At 66.6% G+C, this 15,404-nt stretch carries 14 protein-coding genes; 6 read left to right on the forward strand and 8 right to left on the reverse strand.

The genetic code is table 11. The annotated features are described in order from the left end of the window. Window positions 1–144: 144 nt before the first annotated feature. From EV560_RS20850 to EV560_RS20860, 3 genes are all read right to left on the reverse strand, one after another. Window positions 145–1,026, reverse strand: a complete 882-nt coding sequence (locus tag EV560_RS20850; protein WP_131857713.1) for an ABC transporter permease — start codon at window positions 1,024–1,026, stop codon at window positions 145–147. Next, window positions 1,023–1,838, reverse strand: coding sequence for an ABC transporter ATP-binding protein (locus tag EV560_RS20855; protein WP_248312144.1), 816 nt, complete (start codon window positions 1,836–1,838; stop codon window positions 1,023–1,025). Before EV560_RS20855 ends, EV560_RS20850 begins: the two co-directional genes overlap by 4 nt. A gap of 147 nt (window positions 1,839–1,985) precedes the next feature. Further along, on the reverse strand, window positions 1,986–3,017 hold the full coding sequence (locus EV560_RS20860) for an ABC transporter substrate-binding protein (protein WP_131857714.1): 1,032 nt from the start codon (window positions 3,015–3,017) through the stop codon (window positions 1,986–1,988). A gap of 295 nt (window positions 3,018–3,312) precedes the next feature. Between EV560_RS20860 and EV560_RS20865 the strand changes: the two genes are divergently transcribed. From EV560_RS20865 to EV560_RS20875, 3 genes are all read left to right on the forward strand, one after another. Continuing rightward, on the forward strand, window positions 3,313–4,704 hold the full coding sequence (locus EV560_RS20865; RefSeq protein WP_131857715.1) for an FAD-binding oxidoreductase: 1,392 nt from the start codon (window positions 3,313–3,315) through the stop codon (window positions 4,702–4,704). A 25-nt stretch (window positions 4,705–4,729) separates the two neighbouring features. After that, complete coding sequence (locus tag EV560_RS20870) at window positions 4,730–5,389, forward strand: NAD-dependent epimerase/dehydratase family protein (RefSeq protein ID WP_131857716.1); 660 nt, start codon at window positions 4,730–4,732, stop codon at window positions 5,387–5,389. 209 nt (window positions 5,390–5,598) lie between these two features. Continuing rightward, the gene (locus tag EV560_RS20875; protein WP_131857717.1) at window positions 5,599–6,399 is read left to right on the forward strand and encodes a creatininase family protein; all 801 of its coding nucleotides are present in this window, start codon (window positions 5,599–5,601) and stop codon (window positions 6,397–6,399) included. A gap of 142 nt (window positions 6,400–6,541) precedes the next feature. On the opposite strand, the gene soxR is transcribed toward EV560_RS20875, so the two are convergent. After that, entirely contained in the window at window positions 6,542–7,003 is a 462-nt protein-coding gene (gene soxR / locus EV560_RS20880) for a redox-sensitive transcriptional activator SoxR (RefSeq protein ID WP_207908075.1), read from the reverse strand. A gap of 74 nt (window positions 7,004–7,077) precedes the next feature. Between soxR and EV560_RS20885 the strand changes: the two genes are divergently transcribed. The 3 genes from EV560_RS20885 (at window position 7,078) to EV560_RS20895 (ending at window position 10,511) form a co-directional block, all read left to right on the forward strand. After that, window positions 7,078–7,668 carry an NADPH-dependent FMN reductase gene (locus EV560_RS20885; RefSeq protein ID WP_131857719.1) on the forward strand — a complete coding sequence of 197 codons (591 nt, stop codon included), beginning with the start codon at window positions 7,078–7,080 and terminating at the stop codon, window positions 7,666–7,668. A gap of 141 nt (window positions 7,669–7,809) precedes the next feature. Beyond that, window positions 7,810–9,528, forward strand: a complete 1,719-nt coding sequence (locus EV560_RS20890) for a Na/Pi cotransporter family protein (protein ID WP_131857720.1) — start codon at window positions 7,810–7,812, stop codon at window positions 9,526–9,528. A 218-nt stretch (window positions 9,529–9,746) separates the two neighbouring features. Beyond that, window positions 9,747–10,511 (forward strand): MBL fold metallo-hydrolase, encoded by a 765-nt coding sequence (locus EV560_RS20895; protein ID WP_131857721.1) that lies wholly within the window; start codon window positions 9,747–9,749, stop codon window positions 10,509–10,511. A 53-nt stretch (window positions 10,512–10,564) separates the two neighbouring features. Here the strand turns inward: EV560_RS20895 and EV560_RS20900 are convergent, their stop codons facing one another. The 4 genes from EV560_RS20900 to otnK all read right to left on the reverse strand — a co-directional run bounded on the left by EV560_RS20900 (window position 10,565) and on the right by otnK (window position 15,404). Further along, window positions 10,565–10,960, reverse strand: coding sequence for a hypothetical protein (locus EV560_RS20900; RefSeq protein ID WP_131857722.1), 396 nt, complete (start codon window positions 10,958–10,960; stop codon window positions 10,565–10,567). 138 nt (window positions 10,961–11,098) lie between these two features. After that, window positions 11,099–12,646: a malonate--CoA ligase gene (locus tag EV560_RS20905; RefSeq protein ID WP_131857723.1), complete on the reverse strand. Its 1,548-nt coding sequence runs from the start codon at window positions 12,644–12,646 to the stop codon at window positions 11,099–11,101. A gap of 91 nt (window positions 12,647–12,737) precedes the next feature. After that, window positions 12,738–14,072 (reverse strand): malonyl-CoA decarboxylase, encoded by a 1,335-nt coding sequence (locus EV560_RS20910; RefSeq protein ID WP_131857724.1) that lies wholly within the window; start codon window positions 14,070–14,072, stop codon window positions 12,738–12,740. A 66-nt stretch (window positions 14,073–14,138) separates the two neighbouring features. Continuing rightward, a complete protein-coding gene (gene otnK / locus EV560_RS20915; RefSeq protein ID WP_131857725.1) occupies window positions 14,139–15,404 on the reverse strand; it encodes a 3-oxo-tetronate kinase in 1,266 nt (421 codons plus the stop codon).

Here is a 15,404-nt window from a genome sequence, read left to right on the forward strand (position 1 = left end):
CTCGCCCTTGTGGCGAGCATCCACGTCTTGGCCACGGTCCTCGAACAGCGAAGACGTGGATGGACGGGACAAGCCCGACCATGACGTGGCGTTTTGCGACCCCGGGTTGTTTCGTCGTCACGCTCCTCGCAATGACGACGAGGTTCAATTCTCCCGCTTCAGCGCGCTCTCGTGCCAGCGGCGAAGCAGCAGATGCGAGATCCAGCTCGTCGCCAGGAAGATCGCGATGCCCGAGAGCGAGATCATCAGCAGCGCAGCGAAGACGCGCGGGATCTTGAGCTGGTAACCCGCCTCCAGGATGCGGTAGGCGAGCCCGGACTCGGTGCCGCCGGTGCCAGCGACGAATTCGGCCACTACAGCGCCGATCAGCGCGAGGCCGCCCGAAATCTTCAGGCCGGCGAGGAAATAGGGCAGCGCCGCCGGCAGCTTGAGATAGCGCATCGTCTGCCAGCGCGTCGCGCCGTAAAGCTGGAAGAAATTGATCAGGTTGTGATCGGCCGAGTTCAGCCCGAGGATCGTGTTCGACAGGATCGGGAAGAAGGCGACGATCCAGGCGCAGATCAGCAGCGAGAGATTGATGTCGCCGGCCCAGATAATGATCAGCGGCGCGATCGCGACGATCGGCGTCACCTGCAGGATGACCGCATAGGGCAGGAGCGACATCTCCAGCCATTTCGACTGGGTGAAGAGCACGGCGAGCGCGACGCCGACGACGACGGCGGCCGTCAGCGCCATGAAGGTGATGCGCAAGGTGATCAGCAGCGAGCCGGAGAGCGTGCCCCAGTCGGCGATCAGCGTCTGGCCGATCAGCAGCGGGCCGGGCAGGATATAGGGCGGAATCCCTTTCCAGCGGACGACGAACTCCCAGAGCGCCAGCGCCAACGCCCCGATGGCGAGCGGGGCCAGAATGCGCGGCCAGGCGCTTGCCGGCAGGCCGAGGATGCGCTGCTCGGTCAGGAAGACCGGGCGGGCCTCGGCGTCGGTTCCGTCATGGGCGGGATGCGCGGTGTCGAGCGAGGAGCTCATGAGCCGATCGCCTCCTTGAGCTTGCCGGAGACGACACGGCAGAGATGGGCGTAATCCGAGGAGGTGCGGAACAGCTCGTCGCGCGGATAGGGCGCCTCGACGTCGAGATCCGCCATCACGCGGCCGGGCCGGGCCGCCATCACCACGATGCGCTTGGAGAGATAGACCGACTCGAAGACGGAATGGGTGACGAAGACGGCGGTGAACTTTGTCTTCCACCAGAGCTCGAGCAGGTCGTCGTTGAGGCGGTGGCGGGTGATCTCGTCGAGGGCGGCGAAGGGCTCGTCCATCAGCAGGATCTTCGGCCGCATCACCAGCGCACGCGCGATCGAGACGCGCATCTTCATGCCGCCGGACAGCTCGCGCGGATAGGATTTCTCGAAGCCCTTGAGCCCGACAAGCTCGAGCATCTCGGCGCTGCGCGCTTCCGCCTCGCGCTTGGGCACGTGCTTCAGGATGAGCGGCATCATCACGTTGGCCAGGGCGTTCGCCCAGGGCATCAGCGTCGGGTCCTGGAAGACGAAGCCGAGATCGCGCTCGGGCTTGCCGGCGGCGTCATGACTCGTGGTCGGCCACTCGATCGTGCCGGTCGAGGGCGCGCCCAGGCCGGCGATCATGCGCAGCAATGTCGACTTGCCGCAGCCGGAGGGGCCGAGCAGGCTGATGAACTGGCCGGTGCCGAGGTCGAGATTGACGTCGCGCACGGCAATGGTGCCGTTGGCGAACTGCTTGGAGACATGGCGGATGGAGACAAGCGGCTTGCCGCCTCCAGCCCGCTCCTCATGGGGTCTGCTCAGATAGGCCGTGTCCAAAGCCTGATGATCCGTTCTCGTCTTCAGCCGCAACGGTAGACGTCATCCCGGCCGAAGCGCCGGGATCCATCGTAACGTGCGGCGTCCTACGATGGACCCCGGAGCGGCGCGGCTTCGCCGCTTGTCCGGGATGACGGCGGGTCGGCCTTAAGCCTTGCCGACGCCCTTGTTGATGAATTCGAGGCTATAGGCCTTCTTGATGTCGATGCCAGCCGGGAAAACGCCTGCCTCGGTCATCTGCTTGTAGAATTCGTTCCAGCGCGCGTCGGTCATGGCGCCGATGCCGAGCGTCAGCGCATCGCCGGAGAGCACGATGCCCTTCTCGTTCATGACCTTGTGGGCGTAGTCGAGCTTGGCCTGATCCATGTCCGGATTGTCCTTGAGGATCAGCTTGTTGGCCGCCTCGATCGCCGGGCCGCCCTTCATGTATTCGGCCCAGCCCTCGAGCGTCGCGGTGACGAAGCGCTGCACCACGTCCTTCTTCTCGGCGACCATCTTCTGGGAGATGTTGATCGTGGTGTTGTAGTTGGCGAAGCCGGCATCGGCGAGGAGATGCACGACCGGGTTCACGCCGGCCTGCTGGATCGCGAAGGGCTCGGAGGAGAGGAAGCCCTGCTGCGAGATGTTCTTGTCGGCCAGGAACGGCGCCATGTTGAAGGTGTAGGGCCGGATCTGCTCGTCGGTGAAGCCGAACTTGGCCTTGAGGAAGGGCCAGTAGCTGGTGCGGCCGCCGGCGCCGACCAGGATCGGCTTGCCCTTCAGCGCCGGGAGCGAGTCGTTGCCGACGCCCGGATGCGAGATCAGGACCTGCGGGTCCTTCTGGAAGATCGAGGCGATGCAGAGGAAGGGCAGGCCTTCCTGGGCGTAGCGGATGGCCTCGAAGGAGTTCGACATGACCATGTCGACGCGGCCGCCGAGCAGGAGCTGGGACGGGTTCTGCTGCGGACCGCCCATGCGGATATCGGCGTCGATGCCGTGCTTCTTGTAGATGCCGTTGGCGACCGCGAGATAGAAGCCGCCATGCTCGGCCTGGGCGCGCCAGTTGGTCTGGTAGCTGACCTTGTCGAGCGTCTGCGCGCTCACGCGAGCGCCGGGAACGGTGATGAGGGCCGAGGCGGCCGAGCCGCCGATCAGGCCGAGCGCGGCACGACGGCTCACGCGATATTTCATCGACGACATGGACGAGATCTCCCTGGGACGGCGCTGGCCGGCGGCATCCGGCGCCGCGCGTTGCCCACCTGCGAGCAACATATATGCCATGCGGGGCGAAGTCGTGGAAATGCCGCGCAACCCGTTTACGCACAGGGATCAGGCAATTGCCTCAATTGCAGGCAGATGCCTCGACGGCGGGCAATCCCCTGTGATCTTGCCGCGGCGCTTGGGCTTTGACGCTTCGGGGCGCTATGCAGTTCGAACGCTTCCGCATCCGGCGCGTCCGGATATGCTGCAGCCGACGAAAAGATCTGGAAAACGCATGACCCGCCCTGCCCTCGCCGCCTTGCGCGCCGAACTCGCCGACCTGACCATCTATGACGACGCGGCGTCGCTCAGGATGCATAGCCGCGACTTCTTCTGGTTCTCGCCGGTGCTGAAGCCCGATCTCGAGGGCAAGCAGGCGGAGCTGATCATCCTGCCCAAGACCAAGGACGAGGTCCGGCGCGTCGCGTCCGCCTGCGCGCGCCATCGCGTGCCGCTGACCGTGCGCGGCGGCGGCACCGGCAATTACGGCCAGGCCGTGCCGCTGGAGGGCGGCGTGGTGCTCAACCTGACGCGGCTCAACCGCGTGGTCTCGACCACGCTGGGAGCGGGTCGGTTCGAGGCCGGCGCCAATCTGCTCGACATCGACAAGGCGCTCTGGCCCCTCGGCCAGGAGTTGCGCATGCACCCCTCGACGCGGGCGCAGGCGACGATCGGCGGCTTCGTCGCCGGCGGCGCGGCAGGCGCGGGCTCCTGCACCTGGGGCCAGATCGACAATCTCGGCGCCGTCATCGCGCTGGAGGTGATGACCGTCGAGCCCGAGCCACGGCTGATCGAGCTGCGCGGCAAGGAGATCCTCAAGGTGATGCACGCCTATGGCGTCAACGGCATCATCACCGAGGTCGAGGTGCCTCTGGCCCCGGCCCATGCCTGGGCCGAGCGGATCGCGACCTTCGATACGCTCAAGCAGGCGGCCGCCTTCGGCCAGGCCTTCACCGAATGCGACGGCATCGCCAAGAAGCTGGTCAGCATCCATGACCCGCGCATCGCGCCCTATCTGCGCCGGCTCGGCCCCTATCTCGGCGAGAACAAGGCCTTCGCCATCCTGATGGTCTCGGAGCCGCAGGGCGACGAAATCGACCGGCTGATCGCCGAGATGGGCGGCAGCGTCACCTTCTCGCGCGGCGCCGAGGCCGCTCGGCTCGCGGCCTTCGGCGAGCATCGCGAGAAGGGCGCCCCCGGCCCGCTCTACGAATACACCTGGAACCACACGACCCTGCATGCGCTGAAGGTCGATCCGACCATCACCTATCTGCAGCTGCGCTTCCCACCTGTCCGGAATCTCGAACTTCTCGACTGGGCCGAGCGCGAGTTCAATGACGATGTGCTGTTCCACATCGAGTTCCAGCGCCGGCAGGGCAAGGTCTACCATTCCAGCCTGCCGCTGGTGCGCTACAGCACGGCCGAGCGGCTGCAGGAGATCATGGCCAAGGCCGAGGAAGCCGGCATCCAGGCCTCGAACCCGCATACCTGGGTGCTGAACAATGCCGGCTGGAAGCGCACCGACGCGCCGCAGCCGGAGTTCAAGCGCCTCGCCGATCCGCTCGGCCTGATGAATCCCGGCAAGCTGCTGAACTGGCAGGCCGAGGCCGCGGAAGCGGCGGAATAGCAGCTCCTCCGCGGAGGACACGCCGATGAGGGTCCTGATCTTCGGTGCGACCGGCATGGTCGGGCAAGGCGCCTTGCGCGAGTGCCTGCTCGATGATGGCGTGAGCGAGGTCGTCACGCTCGGCCGTTCGGCCACCGGGCAGCGCCACCCGAAGCTGCGCGAGATCGTCCATGCCGATCTGCTGGACTACAGCACGATCGAGGGAGAACTCGCCGGCTTCGATGCCTGCTTCTTCTGCCTCGGCGTCGCTTCGGCGGGGATGAGCGAGGCGGATTACAGCGGCATCACCTATGACATCCCGCTCGCGGCAGCGCAGGCGCTGCTGCCGCTCAATCCTGGCATGACGTTCGTCCACGTATCCGGCGCCAGCGCCGATAGCAGCGAGCAGGGCCGCGTCATGTGGGCGAGGGTCAAGGGCAGGACGGAGAACGCGCTGCTGCGCCTGCCCTTCAGGGCGGTCTATGTCATGCGACCCGGCGCGATCCGGCCTCTGCATGGCATCAAGTCACGGACCATGGCCTACCGAGTGCTCTATGGCGCGCTGGCGCCGATCCTCCCGGCGCTGCAACAATGGCTGCCGCGCTGGGTGACCTCGACCGAGCAGATCGGCAAGGCGATGCTGGCGCTGGTCCGCAAGGGCTGGCCGAAACGCATCGTCGAATGCGACGACATCAACCGACTCTAGCGCATCTCCGCGTTCTCCGAATCGCGAAAATTCTCTATCTCTTTGTATTGACGCATTTTCTTCACGCGAACCGGTCTCCACTTCGCTCGAAAATGCTCTAAGTTTCTGTTTTATCGCATTTTCTTGACGCGAACCGGTCTCCACTTCGCTCGGAAATGCTCTAGAGCCCCTGGGGCACTGCGACCACGACGACAACAAGGACTGATGATATGACCGCGCGTTTCTGGGGCGATCTCAAGACCACCGAATTCGAGGGCCTCTCGGCCGAGAAGACCGTCGCGGTGCTGCCGCTGGCGGCGATCGAGCAGCACGGCCCGCATCTGCCCGTCTCGGTCGACACCACCATCATGAACGCTATGCTCGGCCTGGCGATGCCGCTGGTGCCGGCCGATCTCGACGTGCTGGTGCTGCCGACGCTCGCGATCTGCAAATCGAACGAGCACCTGCACTCGCCGGGCACGCTGACGCTCTCCTGGGAAAGCGCGACGCAGAGCTGGATCGAGATCGGCGAGAGCGTGCTGCGCGCCGGCCTGCGCAAGCTCGTCATCATCACCTCGCATGGCGGCAATATCGACCCGATGAAGGTGGTCTCGCGTGAATTGCGCGTCCGCCACGGCATGCTGGCGGTGACCACGGCCTGGCGCGCCTTCGGTCTGCCGCAGGGCCTGTTCGCCGATCTCGACGCCAATCATGGCATCCATGCCGGCGATATCGAGACCTCGCTGATGCTGCATTTCCGGCCGGATCTCGTCGACATGAGCAAGGCCGGGCGCTTCGAGCCGTCGACAGTCGCGATGGCCGCCGAGGGCTACAAGTGGCTGCGGCCGACCGGGCTGCACGCCCATGCCTGGATGGCGCAGGATGTCCATTCCTCGGGCGCCGCCGGCGATGCCAGCCTCGCCACCGCCGAAAAGGGCAAGGCGACGGCGGCCTTCCAGGCCAAGGGTTTTGCCGAGCTGCTGGCGGATGTGGCGAAGTTTCCGCTGGCGAAACTGCACAAGGCGGGCTGACGAGAGCAACTCCCGGTCTTGCCTTTGGCAAGCCCGGGTACAGGCTGACGCGAAGGCGCATGCCGGCGTTTCACCCGGTCCTCCTGGATTGCTTCGTCGCTGCGCTCCTCGCAATGACGGCTCCGGGGGCTCGATACGGCGCTCAATCCGGATCGAGCAGGCGCGGCCCCGGCCCCTGCTCGCCGAGCTGATCCCAGGGATTGTGCAGCGGGCAGCTCGTCACCGAGAGGCAGCCGCAGCCGATGCAGTCCTCCATATGGTCGCGCAGGCGCGTCAGCCGGTCGATGCGCCGCTCCAGCTCGGCCTTCCATGAGGCCGAGAGCTTGCGCCAATCGGCGACGGTCGGCGTGCGCTCGGCCGGCAACGCCTTGAAGGCCTCGCGGATCGTCTTCAGCGGGATGCCGGTGCGCTGCGCCACCTTGATAATCGCGACACGCCTGAGCACCTCGCGCGGATAGCGCCGCTGGTTGCCGGCGCTTCGGCCGGCACGGATCAATCCCTTCGCCTCGTAGAAATGAATCGCCGAGACGGCGAGGCCGCTGCGCCGCGCGACTTCGCCGACACTCAACTCTCCGCCCAGGCCCGCTCGAACCGTCTCGCTCACTGCCCTTGACCTTAACTATGGTTGAGGTTCTATACAGCCTGCTCCCGATTTGGCCAAATGGCAGGAGCGCCTTCATGCATCGCAAGCTCGACCCCAGGATCAACCTCGCCGTGATCTATGGCAGCACGCGCGAAGGCCGGCTCTGCGAGACGATCGCGGCCTGGACAATCGCGCAGATCGAGGGCGATGGGCCGTTCGCCGTCGATGCGATCGACCCGGCAGAGCTCGGCTCGCCGACGCGGCATCCGCCGCGCGACGACGCCGCCCTGCTCGCGCTCAAGGAGCGTATCGCCCTGGCCGACGGCTTCATCGTAGTGACGCCGGAATATAATCGCGGCTATCCGGCGCCGCTGAAGCTGCTGATCGACTCGGTCGGCAGGGAATGGCGCGGCAAGCCCGTGGCCTTCGTCTCCTATGGCGGCATTTCGGGCGGCCTGCGCGCCGTCGAGCAGCTGCGGCTGGTCTTTGCCGAACTCCATGCCGCGACGATCCGCGACGGCGTCGCCTTCACCAATGCCTGGGATCAGTTCGACGCGTCCGGCCAGCTCGTCGACGCCGACCGGGCCGAGCGGGCCATGGCGACGATGCTGGCGCAGCTGCACTGGTGGGCGAGCGCACTGCGCAATGCACGCGACAGCGTGCCATACGGACAATTCGCCGCGTAATTCCAGCTATTTAGCTCGGATATCGGAGGGGTCATCAAATGGCCCCTTTCGCATGATTATTTATAAGACGGCTAATGAAATTCGGCCTAAGATCGCCGCTTTCGCAGCCCCCTCCCCCAAGCCCGGAGTCTCCCCAGCGGAATGAACGCAGCCGACAGCACCACCTCGATCCTGATCCATCTCGCCGGCGCGGTGGCGCTGCTGATCTGGGCGGTACGGCTGGTCCGGACCGGCGCCACGCGGGCATTCGGTCCCTCGCTGCGCCAGGCGCTCGGACGCTTCACCCGTAACCGCCTCTCGGCCATGGCGAGCGGCACGGTGGTGACGCTGATCCTGCAGAGCTCGACGGCGACGACGCTGCTGATCTCCTCCTTCGCCGGACAGGCCATGATCGCGCTGCCGATGGCGTTCGCGGTTCTGCTCGGCGCCAATATCGGCACGGCTCTTGCCGCCTTCATCGTCTCGCTCGATCTCGGCTGGCTCTGGGGCCTGCTCCTCGCCGTCGGCGTCGCGCTCTATCTCGCCAACGAGGCGATGGACAAGGCGCGCAATATCGGGCGGCTGCTGGTCGGGATCGGGCTCATCCTGCTCTCGCTGGTCGAGCTGAAGACGGCATCGGAGCCGTTGGCGCAATCGCCGACCTTCCGCATCGTGCTCGAGGCCCTGGCGGGCGAGCCGGTCATCGCTGTCGCGGTCGCTGTGGCGGCGACTTGGCTGACCCATTCCAGCCTCGCCATCGTGCTGCTGATCGCCTCCTTCTGGTCGGGCGGGCTGCTCTCGCCGGCCATGGCGCTGACGCTGATCGTCGGCGCCAATCTCGGCAATGCGCTGGTGCCGGTCGTCGACCAGCTCGCCGCGCCGGTGGCGCAGCGGCGCGTCGCTGTCGCCAACCTCATCACACGCGCCGTCATCACGCTCGCGGTGCTGCCTTTCGCCAAGCCGCTGGCGGGCTGGATCGCGACCCTGTCGAGCGATCACGGCCGGCTCGCGGTCGAGATCCATCTCGGCCTCAACATCCTCGGGGGGCTCGTCTTCCTGCCCTTCGTGACGCCGATCGCCAATCTGGTGGTGCGCCTCATGCCCGCCGCGCCGGCGACCGAGCGGGTGACGCGGCCGCTCTATCTCGACCCCGGCGTGCTCGACAGCCCCTCGGAAGCATTGGCCTGCGCCATGCGCGAGACCCTGCATCTCGGCGACCGCGTCGGCGAGATGCTGAAGGATTCGCTGACCCTGCTCGATGGCGACAAGCTCAAGCTCTCGCGCGAGATCGCCCAGGCCGATGACGGCGTCGACGCGATCCACGAGGCGATCAAGCTCTATCTGGTCAAGCTGTCGCGCTCGGAACTCAGCGAGGAGGAAGGCAAGCGCCTCGTCGAGATCATCACGCTCAACACCAATCTCGAGCATATCGGCGACATCATCGACAAGAACCTGCGGGAGCTCGCCGAGAAGAAGATCCGCAGGGGCTATCGCTTCTCGCCGGAAGGGCTCGCCGAGATCAGCGCGCTGCACGGCAAGGTGATGCACAGCCTACGCCTGGCGCTCAACGTGCTCGCCACCCGTGACATCGCGCTGGCGCGCCAGCTCTTCGACGAAAAGCCGGCGATGCGTTCGGCCGAGCGGCAGGCGACAGAGAACCATTACGAGCGGCTGCGCAGCGGCGTGCCCGAGTCGATCGAGACCTCCTCGATCCATCTCGACGTCCTGCGCGACCTGAAGCGCATCCACGGCCACATCACCTCGATCGCCTATCCGATCCTGGAGGCGGCGGACGAGCTCAGGGAGACCCGGCTGAAGCAGGCGGAAGCGCCGGCGCAGGAGGCGAATTTCAACCTGGCGCTGCCGCAATCGAAGGCCTGAATCCTGAGCCGGCAGGCAACGCGGCGGTTATGGCCTCCTTCACAAACCGGCATTGGTCGCTAGCGCCCGGGCGCGGCATGATCGGCACCCGATCAAGCCAGAGAATTTCCGCGCTTCTCCGAAGCGCGAAAATTCTCTACCCCTTTGTTTTGACGCATTTTCTTCACGCGAACCGGTATCCACTTCGCTCGAAAATGCTCCAGCGTCCGGGTTATCCCATGCAGCTCCAGCTCCTGCGCAACGCCTTGCTCAAGCTCGTCTATGGCGGGCGCACGTTGCTGATCGACCCCGATCTGGGGCCGAAGCACAGCCGGCGTTCCTTCACCGGGCGCTCGGAAAATCCGATGGTCGGCCTGCCGGAGCCGATCGAGACCATCCTTGCGGGCGTCGACCAGGTCATCGTCTCGCATCTGCATGCCGATCATTTCGACGAGACCGCCAAGGCGCGACTCTCCAAGGACCTGCCGCTCATCTGCCAGCCGGGAGACGAGGAGACGATCGCGGCCGCGGGCTTCGCCGCGGTGACGCCGTTGCAGAATTTCCTGCGGCTGGGCTCGATCGTGCTCAACCGGCACCCGGCCCAGCACGGCACCGGCGCGGTGGTGGAGAAGATGGGCCAGGTCATGGGCTTCAGCCTGGAGGCGCCCGGCGAGCCGGTGCTCTACTGGTGCGGCGACAGCGTACTCTACCCGCCGCTGCTCGACGCGGTCGCGGCAACGAAGCCGGACGTGATCGTGACGCATTCCTGCGGCGCGAAATGGGACGACACGCTGATCGTGATGGATGCCGAGCAGACGCTCGATCTCTGCGAGGCCGCGCCCGGCGCGACCGTGATCGCCACGCATATGGAGGCGCTCGACCACGCCACCGTGAGCCGGGCCGCACTGCGCGCAGCGGCGGAGGCGCGCGGCATTGGGCCGGACCGGCTGCTGATCCCCGCCGATGGCGAGACGATCGACCTCAGGCTACCGGAGCGGGCCTGAGGGCTGGAGCATTTTCGAGCGAAATGGATACCGGTTCGCGTGACGAAAATGCTCTATTCCGCCCGCTTCGCTTCGAGGCCGAACGAGCGGATCGTGTCCTTGTCGACGATGGTGACGGTCGAGCTCGAGCTCATCGAGCCGAACGCCCCGGTGCTCAGCCGCTCGATGACGCATTGGTCGGCATTGTCCCCGGGCTTCGCCGACCATTTGCCGGAGGCGGTCTGCGTCTCCCACTTGCCTTCGAGGTTGACGAAGCGCCGGATCGCCTTGAACGAGCCATCGGCGTCGTAGCTGTCGCGATTATCGACCTTCACCTTGATGAAGCCCGCATTGACGTCGCCCTGCGTGACCCATTGCCCGGCCAAGGTCGCGGCGCAGTCGGCCGCGATTGACGGGCCGGCGGCGCAAGCGAGCCCGGCGGCGGCAAGGCGGGCGAGACGGCGGTTCATGGGCGGCACCTTTCGGCAGTGATCGGAGCGGGCGGCTCGTGCCGCCTGCCTGCATCATCGCCCCCCGGCCCGCCGATCGCGTCCTTCCTCTGCAGGACGATTGCCTCTGCAGGACGATTGCCTCTGCAGGACGAGCGGCTACTCGCCGGCCTTCATCGCCTTGGCGTAGATGTCGCGATACTGGTCGCGCAACAGGTTCTTCTGGACCTTGCCCATGGTGTTGCGCGGCAGATCGTCGACGATGAAGACCTGCTTGGGCAGCTTGAACTTGGCGAGGCGCTGGTCGAGTGCCTGCGAGATCGAGGCGGCACTGATCTGCGCGCCCGGCTTGACCACGACGACCGCGGTGACGCCCTCGCCGAAATCGGGATGCGGACAGCCGATGACCGCGCTCTCGATCACGCCGGGCATCTCGTCGATCTCGGTCTCGACCTCCTTCGGGTAGACATTGTAGCCGCCGGTGATGATCAGGTCCTTGCCGCGCCCGACGATATGGACGTAGCCGGCCGCGTCGATCTTGCCGAGATCGCCGGTGATGAAGAAGCCGTCGTCGCGGAACTCGGCCTTGGTCTTCTCCGGGTTGCGCCAATAGCCCTTGAACACGTTGGGGCCCTTGACCTCGATCATGCCGATCTCGTCGCGGCCGAGTTCCGCGCCCGACTCGGGATTCGCGACGCGGGCCGAGACGCCGGGCAGCGGGAAGCCGACCGTGCCGGCGACACGATCGCCGTCATAGGGGTTCGAGGTGTTCATGTTGGTCTCGGTCATGCCGTAGCGCTCGAGAATGGCGTGGCCGGTCCGCTCGCGCCATTCGCGGTGGGTCTCAGCCAGCAGCGGCGCCGAGCCGGAGACGAAGAGGCGCATATGGGACGTCGACTCCTTGCTGAGGCGCGCATCCTGGAGCAGGCGGACATAGAAGGTCGGCACGCCCATCATCGAGGTCGCCTGAGGCAGGTGCTTGAAGACCTGCTCGGGATCGAATTTGGGCAGGAAGATCATCGCGGCGCCGGCCAGGAGGATCGTGTTGGTGGCGACGAAGAGCCCGTGCGTATGGAAGATCGGCAGCGCGTGCAGCAGGCGGTCGGCACTGGTGAAGCGCCAGTAATCGACCAGTGCGAGCGCGTTCGAGGCCAGGTTGTCATGGCTCAGCATCGCGCCCTTGGAGCGGCCCGTCGTGCCGGAGGTGTAGAGGATCGCGGCGAGATCGTCCGGACCACGCTCGGCGTCGGCGAACTCGGTCGAGGCGGCGAGCGCGGCGTCGGCCAGCGTGCCGGCCGAGACCTCATGCGAGCGCCAGACGCCCAGCGTCTCAAGCTTGGCGCCGGCCTTCTCGGCATAGGGCCGCAGCGCATCGGCCTTGGCCGGGTCGCAGACGAAGACGGCGGGCTCGGCATCACCGAGGAAATATTCGATCTCGGCCGGGGTATAGGCCGTGTTGAGCGGCAGGAAGATCGCGCCGGCGCGGACGGTGCCGAGATAGAGCATCACCGCCTCGATGCTCTTCTCGACCTGGACCGCGACGCGGTCGCCCGGCTTCACGCCGAGCGCGACGAGCGCATTGGCGAAGCGGGCGGAGATGCCGAGCATGTCGGAATAGAGATAGGTGCGGCCGTCATCGAGCAGCGCGAAGGGAGCGTCGGGCGCCGGAACACGCGCCTTGATGAGGTCGAACAGATGATTGGCCATATTAACGTCTTGGTCCTTCAGGCGTTTGCTTGAGCCGGAGCATATACCGATCCGAAAGGCGCTTCGCACCTTTCGGCGTCGCGCTCCAGAACTATGTCGCGGCCGGACGCAACAGCTTACGCGCGGCGGATGAGGCGACCACCGTGTTGCGACTGGCGAAAGCTTCGTGATTCTCCTCGATATCGGCAAGGTCGTAACGGTAATTCACCATCACCCCGTGCGACTCGCGCAGGCCCCGGGCCGAGAGATTGCCGCCGACATTGATGCGCTCGAGCCTGGCGCCATTGCCAAGATGGAAGCGCGCCACCGGGTCGATGACGCGGCCGGATCCGGTGCGGGCGCGCAGCAGATATTGCGCCGCCATCTGGCCGAGCAGCTTGTCGCGGCGGGCGCGGGCTGCATCCTCGAGCGAGATCGTCTCGCCGAAGGGCCGCGACAGCTCCGAGATCTCCTCGTTGGTCAGGCCGAGCTCGGCCGGCTCGGCCAGAGTGGTTTCGAGCCAGCGCGCGAAGCCCGGCAGCGGCGAGAGCGTGACGAAGGTGTCGAGCCCCGGCAATTCGCGCTTCAGGTCCTCGGCCACCTGCTTGATCAGGAAATTGCCGAAGGAGATGCCGCGCAGCCCCTCCTGGCAGTTCGAGATCGAGTAGAACACCGCCGTCGTCGCCTTCTGCGCCGGCAGGACGTCGCGATCCTCGCTGAGGACGTCGTTGATGGCGCGCGGGATCTCCCTGGTCAGCGCCACCTCGACGAAGATCAGCGGCTCGTCGACGAGCTGCGGATGGAAGAAGGCGAAGCAGCGCCGGTCGGCCGGCTCCAGGCGGCGGCGCAGATCGTCCCAGCCCTGGATCTCGTGCACCGCCTCGTAGCGGATGATCTTCTCCAGCACGTTGGCGGGCGTGCGCCAGTCGATGCGGCGCAGCACCAGGAAGCCGCGGTTGAACCACGAGCCGAACAGGTGCCGGAAATCGCTGTCGACCACGGCGAGGTCGGGTTCCTTGGCCAAAGCCTCGAACAACGCCTCGCGCATGCGCACCAGCACATGCGTGCCGCCGGGCGCGAGGTTGAGCCGGCGGAAGAGCTCCTGCCGGCGCGGCTCGGATGCGAGATGCAGCGCCGCGATCGAGGCCGGGCGGGGATCCTCGCGATAATGCGCCAGCGCCTTGTCGAGCCGCTCGGCATCGGGGCCGAAGCGATCCTGCAGCATGCGGAAGAAGGTCAGGCGCCCGGCTGCGTCGAGCCCTTCCCAGGCATCGAGCACGGCCTGCGCCAGCGCCATGCCGGAGGCCTCGCCACGGCCGGACAGCAGATCCTCGCAGAGTCGGTCGAGCGGGCGGCTACGGCCGTTGCCAAAGCGCTCGAGCCCGATCAGCGCGCGGCCGCGATCGGCCACGCTGGTCAGGAGCTCGCCGAGAAACGCCATGTCCATATCCGCCCCTTCCGCTGGTCGAGACCGATCCTATACGAGTTTTCGTGGATCGGAACGGAGCCGGCGTCAGCGCAGGAGGTTCCATGCCTTCAGGAAGAAGTCGGGAGCGCCGAAATTGCCCGATTTCAAGGCAATCACCATGTCCGGCCCATCGACGACGCGGGTCCAGGGCACGCCGGGGTCGATTTCCGGGCCGATTTCCAGCGTGCGGATGCCCAGCCCCTGGACGACCGCGCCCGAGGTTTCGCCACCGGCGACGAGCAGGCGCGTGACGCCGCCCTCCGAGAGCAGCCGGGCGACCTGGGAAAAGGCCTGCTCGACGATCTCGCCGGCCTTGTCGCGCCCGAGCTTGCCCTGGACGGCCGCGACTTCGGCCGGGTCGTCGCTGGAATAGAGCAGGAAGGGCCGCTCGCCCCTCTGCGCCAGGGCCCAGGCCGCAAGCTCGGCGGCGTTCTGGCTGCCATCGGCAAGCGCCATCGGGTCGACCTTCAGCGCCGGGCAGCCCGCGTCGAGCGCCGCCTTGATCTGCCCGCGGGTCGCGGTCGAGCAGCTGCCCGAGATGATGCCGGCGCGGCCTTGCGGCGCGCTCAGATGCGCGGCGATCTCGCGCTCGGGCAGCAGTCCCGCCTTGCGGAAATTCTGCGGCAGGCCCATCGCGATGCCCGAGCCGCCGGTGAGCAGCACCTGGCCATCGAGCGCCTCGCCCAGCACCATGAGATCCTGGTTGGTGAGCGCATCGGTGACGGCATAGGGCACGCCCTGCGCCACGAGTTCCTCGATGCGCGCCTTCACCGCCGCAGCGCCTTCGAGCACGGTGGCATAGGGCACGAGGCCGACCTTGGCCTCGGTCTGCGCGCCCATCAGGCGCATCAGGTTGGAATCCCGCATCGGCGTCAGCGGGTGGTCCTTCATCGAGCTCTCATGCAGCGGCACCGCGCCGACGAAGAGATAGCCTTGGTAGATCGAGCGGCCATTCGCCGGAAAGGCCGGGCAGACGATGGCGCTCTGCGCGCCGAGCCGGCGCATCAGCGCATCCGCGACCGGGCCGATATTGCCATGCGGCGTCGAGTCGAAGGTCGAGCAGTACTTGAAGAGGATCTGGCGCGCGCCGGCAGCGAGCAGCGCCTCGCAGGCGGCGAGCGATTGCGCCACGGCTTCCGAGACCGGGTTCGTGCGCGATTTCAGCGCCACGACCACCGCGTCCGCCTCCGGCAGCACGGCATTCGCGGCAGGTGCGCCGATGACCTGGACTGTGCGCATCCCGGCGCGATTGAGCATCAGGGCGACATCGGTCGCACCCGTCATATCGTCGGCGATCACACCCAGCAGCAT

It is taken from the genome of Allobosea sp. BK604, assembly GCF_004341515.1.
Taxonomy (GTDB): Bacteria; Pseudomonadota; Alphaproteobacteria; order Rhizobiales; family Beijerinckiaceae; genus Allobosea.

Excerpts from the sequence above, each read along its gene's own strand:
- EV560_RS20850 (WP_131857713.1), bottom strand. The coding sequence starts at position 1,026 with ATGAGCTCCTCGCTCGACACCGCGCATCCCGCCCATGACGGAACCGAC.
- EV560_RS20860 (WP_131857714.1), bottom strand. The coding sequence starts at position 3,017 with ATGTCGTCGATGAAATATCGCGTGAGCCGTCGTGCCGCGCTCGGCCTG.
- EV560_RS20865 (WP_131857715.1), top strand. The coding sequence starts at position 3,313 with ATGACCCGCCCTGCCCTCGCCGCCTTGCGCGCCGAACTCGCCGACCTG.
- EV560_RS20870 (WP_131857716.1), top strand. The coding sequence starts at position 4,730 with ATGAGGGTCCTGATCTTCGGTGCGACCGGCATGGTCGGGCAAGGCGCC.
- EV560_RS20875 (WP_131857717.1), top strand. The coding sequence starts at position 5,599 with ATGACCGCGCGTTTCTGGGGCGATCTCAAGACCACCGAATTCGAGGGC.
- EV560_RS20885 (WP_131857719.1), top strand. The coding sequence starts at position 7,078 with ATGCATCGCAAGCTCGACCCCAGGATCAACCTCGCCGTGATCTATGGC.
- EV560_RS20890 (WP_131857720.1), top strand. The coding sequence starts at position 7,810 with ATGAACGCAGCCGACAGCACCACCTCGATCCTGATCCATCTCGCCGGC.
- EV560_RS20895 (WP_131857721.1), top strand. The coding sequence starts at position 9,747 with ATGCAGCTCCAGCTCCTGCGCAACGCCTTGCTCAAGCTCGTCTATGGC.
- EV560_RS20900 (WP_131857722.1), bottom strand. The coding sequence starts at position 10,960 with ATGAACCGCCGTCTCGCCCGCCTTGCCGCCGCCGGGCTCGCTTGCGCC.
- EV560_RS20905 (WP_131857723.1), bottom strand. The coding sequence starts at position 12,646 with ATGGCCAATCATCTGTTCGACCTCATCAAGGCGCGTGTTCCGGCGCCC.
- EV560_RS20910 (WP_131857724.1), bottom strand. The coding sequence starts at position 14,072 with ATGGACATGGCGTTTCTCGGCGAGCTCCTGACCAGCGTGGCCGATCGC.
- otnK (WP_131857725.1), bottom strand. The coding sequence starts at position 15,404 with ATGCTGCTGGGTGTGATCGCCGACGATATGACGGGTGCGACCGATGTC.